Consider the following 9,778-nt stretch of genomic DNA (forward strand, 5'->3'; position numbering starts at 1 on the left):
GCTACTTCGACAGGCGGGCCAGGATCTCGGGGCCGAGGTCCGTCACATCGCCCGCGCCCATGGTGAGAACGAGATCACCCGGCTTGGCCATTCCCGCGACGACCGCGGGGACGTCCGCCTTGTCGTGGACGTGCGTCACATCGGCGCCCGCCGCCCGCGCCGCGTCGATGATCAGCGCGCTCGTCACGCCGGGAATCGCGTCCTCGCGGGCCGGGTAGATGTCGAGGACCACCGAGGCGTTCGCGAGAGCCAGGGACTGGCCCATCTCGACACCCAGCTCCTGGGTGCGCGAGAAGAGGTGGGGCTGGAAGACGACCAGGATCCGGGAGTCACCCGCGGCCGCCCGCATCGCGTCCAGGTCGGCGGTCATCTCCGTGGGGTGGTGCGCGTACGAGTCGATGACCTGGACGCCCGCCGCCTCGCCCTTCAGCTGGAGTCGGCGCTTCACGCCCGTGTACGACGCCAGGGCCGGCGCCAGCTCGGCCGCCGGGATGCCGAGCGCCACACCCGCCGCCAGCGCCGCCACCGCGTTGTGCGCGTAGTGGCGGCCGGGGACCGACACCGCGAAGGTCAGTGAGGAGCCGTCAAGCAGGACCGTGACCTCGCTCTTCAGGCCCTGGGGGACGACGGACACCACACGGACGTCCGCGTCCTCCGATTCGCCGTACGTCACCACACGTACGGCAGCGGCGATGAGGCGACGCGTCAGCTCCCGCGCGCCCTCGTGGTCCGACGAGATCACCAGCGTGCCGCCCTCGGTGATCCGGTCCGCGAACGTCTCGAAGGACTCGTAGATCTCTTCCATGGACGCGTAGTTGGCGTGGTGGTCCAGCTCCACGTTGAGCACGATCGCCACCTCGGGCGCGTACTTGTGGAAGCTGCGGTCCGACTCGTCGGCCTCGGCCACGAAGATGTCGCCCTCGCCGTGCAGGGCGTTGGAGCCGGGGGCGTCGAGGTCGCCGCCGATCGCGTACGAGGGGTCGAGGCCCAGGGTCGACAGCGACACCGCCAGCATGGACGTCGTCGTCGTCTTGCCGTGGGTGCCGGCGACCGCGACCGGGCGCAGTCCGTCCATCAGGCGGGCCAGGGCGTCCGAGCGGTGGACGACGGGGATGCCGAGTTCGGCGGCGCGGGCCAGCTCCGGGTTGTCCGCGCGGATCGCCGAGGAGACGACGACACACGTGGCGTCGGACGCCAGGTGGTCCGCCGCGTGTCCGATGTGGACGGTCGCGCCGAGCGCGCGCAGGGCCTCGGCGGTCCCGGACTCCTTCGCGTCGCTGCCCGACACCTTGGCCCCGCGCTGCGCGAGGATCTTCGCGATGCCCGACATTCCGGCGCCGCCGATGCCGATGAAGTGCGGTCGGTCCATGGCGGTAGGAAGGCCGGGTGCCATGCGTGTGTCTCCCAAGAAGTGTTACGGATCCGGAAGAAGTGTCACGTCCTCCGGCGCCGGAGGCGCGGGCCCAAGCCTATGCCTTGCTGTGCGAGAAGAGTTTCAGTACCGGTACGCCCACCTTGTGGCGGGCCCGGGAGGCCCAGTCGCGGTGGAAGAACTCCTCCACGTAGTGGGGGTCGGTCAGCACGATGACCTCGTCGGCCTGGATCTCGTCGACCAGGGACTTGAGCGCGTCCAGCGGGTGGTCCTCGATGAGCCGGCCCTCCGCGTCGTTGCCGGACGAGCGCAGGGCCACCAGCGACACTTCGAGCGCCCGCTGCCCCTGCCCGATCGCCTCCTCGCCCTCCGGCGTCTCGCCCTCGCGGACCGCCTCGTCCAGCTCGCCGAGCGCGACGTCGTCGATGGCCCGCAGCAGCCGGTCGGCCTGCTCACCACGGGGCTGGAGCAGCACATGGAAGGCGACCTGCTCGTCGCCGTGCAAGGTGGTGACGAACTCCACATCGGCGGACGTCAGGGCCTTCTCGATCATCAATACGCTTGTGAACACGACAGGCGCCCTTCTCATCCGTGGGCCGTCAGTAGGCCCCTGCGGAAACCATCCTGCCCCGTGACAGCACGGGGACTGCGAGATTTAGTGTGCCCAGCGAAAGCTGAACGGAACGGGTGATTCCGCCCGCCTACGTGTCAGATCCGACGGTAGCGGCTGAAGAGGAACCCGGCCTCCTCCAGCAGCGACATCAGCTCGAACCGGCTGGGCACCGCCACCGCCGGGCCGCCCGCGATGCGCTGCGCGTCTCCCGCGGTGAGCATCGGGGACACCGTCAGACACAGTTCGTCGAGGACTCCGGCCGCGACCAGCTGGCCGAGCAGCCGGGGCCCGCCCTCGGTCAGCAGGCGGCGCATACCGAGGTCGGCGAGGGCGCGTACGGCCCGTGCGGGGTCCACGCCCACGCCGTCCCCGGCGATGACGACCCGCGCGCCCGCCTTCTCGGCGGTGGCGATCTTGTCGGGGGCCGCGGCGGCCCCGGTGAGCACCAGCGTGGGCACCAGGGGCGAGGTGAAGAGCGGGAGCGAGAAGTCCAGGTCGAGGCTGGCGGTCACGACGGCGATCGCGGGCGCCGGGCCCTGCCCCGCCGCCTCCCGGAGCGCTGCGAACTCCTCACGCGCGCGTGCCGGGCGGTAACCCTCCTGGCGCACTGTCTCCGCACCGACCACCACCACGTCCGCGAGCCCCCGCAGCGTGCCGAAGATACGCATGTCGGCGGCGCCGGAGATGGGCTGCGAACGCCCCTCGTGCTGGCCGGCGCCGTCGAGCGTGGAGACCATGTTGGCCCGCAGCCAGGGCCCGCCCGCTGAGGGCACCGAGGGATAGGCGTACACCTCGGCCAGTTCGTCCAGCCCCCACTCCCGGTCCGCCCCCGCTGTATCGGGGGCCCCGTCCGGGGTCCGGGCCGCTGTCTCGTCCGTCACAGGGAACAGGCGTCGCATATCGTGCAGTGTGGCACGGCCCGTAGAGTGGGTGACCGTGTCCACCTCCACCACCGCCTCCGGATTCGGCCCGATAGCCGATGCGGCCCCGCTGTCCCTGTGCGCCCGTGAGCCGCACGTTCCCGCGGACCGGCTGGTCGCCGAGATGGTGCCGCCGCCGCGGTTCGACTCGGTCCGCTTCGATACGTACATTCCGGACCCGAACCAGCCCAGCCAGACCGAGGCCGTGCGCGTCCTGGACGGCTTCGCGGCGGGGCTCGGAGGGGCGCACGCCACGGGTTCCGGGAAGACGGGCGGGCGCGGTTTCTTCGGGTTCGGCAAGAAGTCCGCGAAGGCTCCCACCGGCCCCCGCGGGGTCTACCTCGACGGCGGGTACGGCGTCGGCAAGACGCACCTGCTCGCCTCCCTGTGGCACGCGACCCCGGCGGAGCCCTCCCTCAAGGCATTCGGCACGTTCGTGGAGCTGACGAACCTGGTCGGCGCGCTCGGTTTCCAGAAGACCGTGCAGACGCTCGGCGGCCACCGGCTGCTCTGCATCGACGAGTTCGAGCTCGACGATCCCGGCGACACCGTCCTCGTGTCCAGTCTGCTCCGCAAGCTGGTCGACGCGGGCGTGGCGCTCGCGGCGACCTCCAACACGCTGCCGGGCAAGCTCGGCGAGGGCCGCTTCGCGTCGGTCGACTTCCTGCGCGAGATCCAGGGCCTGTCGGCGCACTTCCGCGCGCTGCGCATCGACGGCGAGGACTACCGCCACCGCGGGCTGCCCGAGACTCCGCCGCCGTACTCCGACGAGCAGGTCACCAAGGCCGCGTACGCCACCCCGGGCGCCTCCCTCGACGACTTCCCGCATCTGCTCGACCACTTGGCCCGGGTCCACCCCAGCCGGTACGGCGCGCTGACCGACGGGATCGAGGCGGTCTGCCTCACCGACGTGCGGCCGGTGCCGGACCAGTCGACCGCGCTGCGGCTCGTCGTCCTCGCCGACCGTCTGTACGACCGCGAAGTGCCGGTGCTCGCCTCGGGGCAGCCCTTCGACCGGCTCTTCAGCGAGGAGATGCTGGGCGGGGGATACCGCAAGAAGTACTTCCGCGCGATTTCCCGGCTCACCGCGCTGGCGCGGGACGCGAAGTCCCTGGTGAAGGACTGACCGGTTCCGGTGACCCATGTCACGGACTGACCGCCGGTAACGCCGCTTCTCAGCCCCTTTCGGGCCCTCTTCAGGTTGTCTTCAGCCCTCTTCAGGATCTCTTCAGGGTGAAACGTTAAGTTAACCCTGCAAACAAGTTGCCGCGTTAACTTGGTTGTTGACGTGAAGAGCCTTGACCGGAAGATGGCCGAGAGGGGGCACATGTTACGAGGCACGACGGCCCGGACGACGCTTGCCGTTCTCGCCGCCGTCCTACTGGCCCTACAGCTCCTTGCCCCCACTGCGACGTTCGCTTCCGCGCACACACCCGATGTCTCCGTGACCAAGGGTGAATCCGAGTTCGTCACCTGCGGCGAGACCCTGCACTCGGGGAGCCCGGCCGGTCCCCTGCGGACACAGGACCGGAATCGCGTCTCGGACCACGTTCCCCAGTCATCCGCGCGTCCTTTGCTGTGCAAGGACCCCGCGGCCCACCACGAGGATCCGTCGCACATAGCGGCCGCCGCGTCGCACCACCGTACGACGAGATCCTCAACGGCTCACTCCACAGCGGCGCTCCAGGTCTTTCGATGCTGAACTGACCCCGGGAACGCCAGGACATCGACCAACCCTCACCACGCCACGTCCGCCGAGCGCGTCGACGTGGGGTCATGTCGCCGTACCCGCATGCGCTCCGTTTTGTACACCGACGCGCCGCCCTCACAGGCGCGCCAGGAGGAACTGACACATGCAGCCCCTCATCGATCACGCACGCTCCTTCCACGAGCAGTCAGCCGCTCGCCCGGAGGAGTTCGCCCGCCTCGCCGAAGGCCAGTCCCCGCAGGTCCTGTTCATCACCTGCTCCGACTCGCGGGTCGTCCCGGCCCTCATCACCGGAGCCCGGCCCGGTGAACTCTTCGAGCTCCGCACCGCGGGCAACATCGTCCCCCCATACGTCTCCGAGCAGCCCACCAGCGAGGCAGCCACCATCGAGTACGCGGTGGAGGTGCTCGGCGTCACAGACATAGTCGTCTGCGGCCACTCCCACTGCGGTGCCGTCGGAGCGCTGGTGCGCGGCGACGACCTGACCGCCGTACCCGCCGTACGCGACTGGCTGACCCACTCGACTCCCCGCCCCGAAGGGGTCATTGAGGACCCGGCCGTCACCCAGGGCGTACAGAGCCACATACTCACGCAACTGCTGCGACTCCGCTCGTACCCGTGCGTCGAAAAGCGCCTGGCCGAGGGTCAACTTCGTGTGCGCGGCTGGTTCTACGAGGTGCACACCGGCTCCGTACTCGCACATGATGTGCGGTCCGACTCCTTCGAGGAACTGTGAACAGCGCGATGAGCACCACCACAAGCAACCGAATGAAGTTCCCCTACCTGAAGCAGGACTTCGCCGCCTCGCTCGTCGTCTTCCTCGTCGCCCTGCCACTGTGCGTGGGCGTCGCCGTGGCCTCCGGCGTACCCGCCGAACTGGGCCTGATCACCGGCATCGTGGGCGGTCTCGTCACCGGCCTGATGCGCGGCAGCAGCCTTCAGGTCTCGGGTCCGGCGGCGGGCCTGACCGTGCTGGTCTTCGAGGCCGTGCGCGAGTACGGACTGCCCGTGCTCGGAGTCATCGTGCTGGCCACGGGCCTCATCCAACTCCTCATGGGCGCCCTGAAGTTGGGGCGCTACTTCCGGGCCATCTCGGTGGCCGTCGTCGAGGGCATGCTGGCCGGCATCGGCCTCGTCCTGATCGCGGGACAGCTCTACTCGGTGGCGGGCATGGAGGCCCCGGCCGCGGGTCTGGACAAGCTGACCGGGCTGCCGGGGCTGGTCGCCGACTCCGCCGGGTCCACCGAGGCACTGGCCTCGTTCGGGCTCGGTGCGGGCACCATCGCCGTACTCGTACTGTGGAGGCACCTGCCGAAGCAGGCGCGTACGGTGCCGGGGGCGCTCGGCGCGGTCGCGCTGGCCACGCTCGTGACGCCGGCGTTCGGCCTGCCGGTGGCGACCGTCGAGGTGCGGGGACTGCTCGGTTCGATCCAGTTGCCGGGGCTCGAGGCCGTCGGCGAGCTGGCGAGTGTGGGCGTGCTCGGCACGGTCATGGCCTTCGTGCTGATCGCTTCGGCGGAGTCGCTGTTCAGCGCCGCCGCCGTGGACCGGCTGCACGACGGACCGCGGACCGAGTACGACAAGGAGCTGATGGCGCAGGGCGCGGGGAACACGGTCTGCGGGCTGCTCGGCGCACTGCCGATGACCGCCGTGATCGTGCGCAGCGCGGCGAACGTCCAGGCGGGCGCGCGGACGAAGGCGTCCCGCGTACTGCACGGCGTATGGCTGCTGCTGTTCGCGGTGCTGCTGCCGTCCGTGCTCGCCTACATTCCGCTGCCGGCGCTCGCGGGCATCCTGGTGCACGCGGGCTGGAAGCTGATCCCGCTGCGTGAGATCGCGTCGATGTGGCGCGAGCACCGGGGTGAGGCGCTGATCCTGGTCGTCACGGCCGTGGCGATCGTGGCGGTGAACATGTTCGAGGGCGTCCTGATCGGGCTCGCGCTCGCGGTCGTCAAGACGGCCTGGGAGGCCTCGCACATAAAGCTCGAGGTCATAGACAAGGGAGCGGGTCCCGTGCAGGCGTACCTGTCGGGCAATGCCACCTTCCTGCGGCTGCCGAAGATTCTCGACAGCCTGGAGGCACTGCCCCAGGACCGGCCGGTGGAGCTGAACCTCTCCGGGCTGCACCACCTGGACCACGCGTGCCGGACCGCCCTGGAGAACTGGGCGGAGCGGCACAGCACGACGGGGACGGAGCCGGTGCGGATGACGTCGACGTCGTCCTCCTGAGTCACCCGTCTCGAGACTTGAGACGGCCGTCTTGAGTCACCGGTCTTGAGACGCCGTTCTTGAGAGTTGGGGTACGTCGGTGGCGCCGCTGCGACAGGGCGCCACCGACGTACCCCTTTCGGCGTAAAGTGGATGTACTGCACATATGCGGCTTGCTCGGAAGAGGGGTCGTCATGCTTCAGGAACTCCTGGTCACTGCCGCGACGGCCGCATCCTTCGGGGTCGTGTACGTCGCCGCGGCGGCGCGGATCGTCAAGCAGTACGAGCGAGGTGTGGTCTTCCGGCTGGGGCGGCTGCTCGGAGCTCCGCGGGAGCCCGGGTTCACCCTGGTCGTCCCCGGCATCGACCGGCTGCGCAAGGTGAACATGCAGATCGTGACGATGCCCGTGCCCGCGCAGGACGGCATCACCAGGGACAACGTCACGGTGCGCGTGGACGCCGTCATCTACTTCAAGGTGATCGACGCGGCCGACGCGATCGTGCGGGTCGAGGACTACCGGTTCGCGGTATCGCAGATGGCGCAGACCTCACTGCGCTCGATCATCGGCAAGAGCGATCTCGACGATCTGCTCTCCAACCGAGAGAAGCTCAACCAGGGCCTGGAGCTGATGATCGACAGCCCGGCCGTGGAGTGGGGCGTCTCCATCGACCGCGTCGAGATCAAGGACGTGTCGCTGCCGGAGACGATGAAGCGGTCCATGGCACGTCAGGCCGAGGCCGACCGCGAGCGCCGGGCCCGGGTCATCAACGCCGACGCCGAGCTCCAGGCCTCGAAGAAGCTGGCGGAGGCCGCCGGGGTGATGTCCGAGCAGCCCGCCGCGCTCCAACTGCGGCTGCTGCAGACCGTGGTGGCGGTCGCCGCCGAGAAGAACTCCACGCTCGTACTGCCCTTCCCGGTGGAGCTGCTGCGGTTCCTGGAGCGGGCGGCGCAGCAGGCACCGGAGCCGGAGATCCAGTCGCCGCATGGGCCGGAGGCCCTACAGGCGCGCGGGACCGACACGACCCAGGTCACTTCCGTGTCGGACAGCCAGGGTTCTGGTCCAACTCCCCCGCCATCCGGGTCGCCTGACGAGCCGTGAGAACGCCACGCTACGCGTGTGGTTCACGTGTTCCGAACCGCGTGATACACACAGGCGGGTCACATTCTCCTGTCCGCCAACAGGAAGGTTCGCCCCATGTCCGCAACACGACGCGAGGTACTCGCCCGCTCCGGAGCCCTGGGGGTGGGGATCACCTTCACCGGAGCCCTGTCCGAGCTCTTCACGGGTACGGCCGCCGCGCTGGGCCACTCCGGATACGGCCCCCTCATCCCCGACCCCGACGGCATGCTGGACCTGCCGAAAGGTTTCCGCTACCGGGTGCTGTCCCGGGAGGGCGACCAACTGCTCTCCGGCGAGGGCCCGGTGCCCAGCAACCACGACGGCATGGCCGCGTTCGCCGGCTCCCGGCGTTCCGGCGGCAGACACGACCGCGTCCACCTCGTCCGCAACCACGAGAACCGCCACACCGGCCGCATCCCCGTCCCCACGGTCCAAGGGCTCACGTACGACCCGATGGGCAAGGGCGGCTGTACGACGCTGACGCTCGACGGGCACGGGAAGGTGGTCGACGAGCGGGTCGGAATCGCCGGCACGGCCGTCAACTGCGCGGGCGGACCCACCCCTTGGGGCACCTGGCTCACCTGCGAGGAGACCGAGGACAAGGCCGGCACGAACGGCTACACCAAGGACCACGGCTTCATCTTCGAGGTCGACCCCGCCAACCCCCACCGCACCGGAGCCGTACCCCTCACCGCGATGGGCCGCTTCCAGCACGAGGCGATCGCCGTCGACCCCCGCCGCGGCATCGTCTACGAGACCGAGGACGCCTTCGAGAAGCCCTTCGGCCTCTTCTACCGCTTCCTGCCCAACAAGCCGGAGGGCGGCCGCGGTTCGCTCCGCGCGGGCGGCAGGCTCCAGGCGATGCGCGTGCCGGGCGTCCCGGACCTCTCCTCGATCCAGGAGACGGGCGCCACCTTCGACCACATCGAGTGGGTGGACGTACCGGACCCGCTGGCGGCCCAGACCCCCATCCGCTTCCAGGACTTCGGCCCCAAGGGCATCACCCACGCCCAGAAGCTGGAGGGCTGCTACTGGGGCGGGAAGTGCGTCTACTTCGTCTCCTCCTTCGCGCACGCCGACGAGGGTTCGGCCGCCGATCACTTCGGCCAGATCTGGCGGTACGACCCCGCTGCCCGCCGACTCACCCTGGTGATCGTCTTCGGCCCCGACACCGACGTACAGCTGCCCGGCGAGTCCCCCGACAACATCTGCCTCGCCCCCAGCGGCGGCCTCATGGTCTGCGAGGACGGCGAGGGCGCGCAGCACGTGTACGGCGTGACTCGGCGCGGAGAGGTGTACGCGATGGCCCGCAACCGGCAGAACATCGGGACCCCGGAGTCCCCCGAGTGGGGCGAGTTCGCGGGCGTCACCTTCTCGCCCGACGGAGAGACGATGTACGCGAACTGCTACACGCCCGGGACGACGTTCGCGGTGACGGGGCCCTGGCGCAGGACCTGAGCAACTCCCCGTGGCCGACCGGCAGTTCGCGCTCTCCACAAGGGCTGCCCGTCGGCCGCGGGACCGCGACCGGCGGCAAGTGTGACGTCCCGGGGCCGGGGGGGGACGAGGACCACACTCCCGGGACGGGCGAGCGAGCGCCTCGTTGACCTCCGGCAACACTCCGGTTCGACACATTGGATATAGCCGGATAATTCCTCTTATCCAGGTAGCGTCAGCCGGTGACAATCTTTGTACGGAGAGCGACTGCCGCCTGCCTGCTCACCGCGGCCCTGACCGCCTGCGGCACCCCCACCGCCCCGACACGCGCCGTCCTCCCCCGCCCCTCCGCCACCACCCCCACCCCTTCCCAGCCGCCCACCCTGGCCCCCGGCCCCT

Annotated in this window: 8 protein-coding genes; 5 read left to right on the forward strand and 3 right to left on the reverse strand. The window is 69.9% G+C overall.

All coding sequences use genetic code 11. The features are described 5' to 3' along the window. Position 1 precedes the first annotated feature (1 nt). The 3 genes from murC to ACTWQR_RS38065 all read right to left on the reverse strand — a co-directional run bounded on the left by murC (position 2) and on the right by ACTWQR_RS38065 (position 2,884). On the reverse strand, positions 2 to 1,393 hold the full coding sequence (murC, locus tag ACTWQR_RS38055) for a UDP-N-acetylmuramate--L-alanine ligase (RefSeq protein ID WP_443231816.1): 1,392 nt from the start codon (positions 1,391 to 1,393) through the stop codon (positions 2 to 4). A gap of 76 nt (positions 1,394 to 1,469) precedes the next feature. Continuing rightward, on the reverse strand, positions 1,470 to 1,943 hold the full coding sequence (locus tag ACTWQR_RS38060; RefSeq protein ID WP_443231817.1) for an indole-3-glycerol phosphate synthase: 474 nt from the start codon (positions 1,941 to 1,943) through the stop codon (positions 1,470 to 1,472). Positions 1,944 to 2,080: 137 nt separating this feature from the next. Continuing rightward, positions 2,081 to 2,884 carry a pyrimidine reductase family protein gene (locus tag ACTWQR_RS38065; protein WP_443231818.1) on the reverse strand — a complete coding sequence of 268 codons (804 nt, stop codon included), beginning with the start codon at positions 2,882 to 2,884 and terminating at the stop codon, positions 2,081 to 2,083. 37 nt (positions 2,885 to 2,921) lie between these two features. On the opposite strand from ACTWQR_RS38065, the gene zapE reads away from it, so the two are divergent. From zapE to ACTWQR_RS38090, 5 genes are all read left to right on the forward strand, one after another. Next, positions 2,922 to 4,031 (forward strand): cell division protein ZapE, encoded by a 1,110-nt coding sequence (gene zapE / locus ACTWQR_RS38070; protein WP_443231819.1) that lies wholly within the window; start codon positions 2,922 to 2,924, stop codon positions 4,029 to 4,031. A gap of 727 nt (positions 4,032 to 4,758) precedes the next feature. Then, positions 4,759 to 5,349, forward strand: coding sequence for a carbonic anhydrase (locus tag ACTWQR_RS38075; protein WP_443231820.1), 591 nt, complete (start codon positions 4,759 to 4,761; stop codon positions 5,347 to 5,349). Between the two features lie 8 nt (positions 5,350 to 5,357). Next, positions 5,358 to 6,842 (forward strand): SulP family inorganic anion transporter, encoded by a 1,485-nt coding sequence (locus tag ACTWQR_RS38080; RefSeq protein ID WP_443231821.1) that lies wholly within the window; start codon positions 5,358 to 5,360, stop codon positions 6,840 to 6,842. Positions 6,843 to 7,015: 173 nt separating this feature from the next. Next, entirely contained in the window at positions 7,016 to 7,921 is a 906-nt protein-coding gene (locus tag ACTWQR_RS38085) for a slipin family protein (RefSeq protein ID WP_443231822.1), read from the forward strand. A gap of 96 nt (positions 7,922 to 8,017) precedes the next feature. Then, entirely contained in the window at positions 8,018 to 9,400 is a 1,383-nt protein-coding gene (locus ACTWQR_RS38090; RefSeq protein WP_443231823.1) for a PhoX family protein, read from the forward strand. Positions 9,401 to 9,778 lie beyond the last annotated feature (378 nt).

It is taken from the genome of Streptomyces sp. 2A115, assembly GCF_052245575.1.
Lineage (GTDB): Bacteria > Actinomycetota > Actinomycetes > Streptomycetales > Streptomycetaceae > Streptomyces.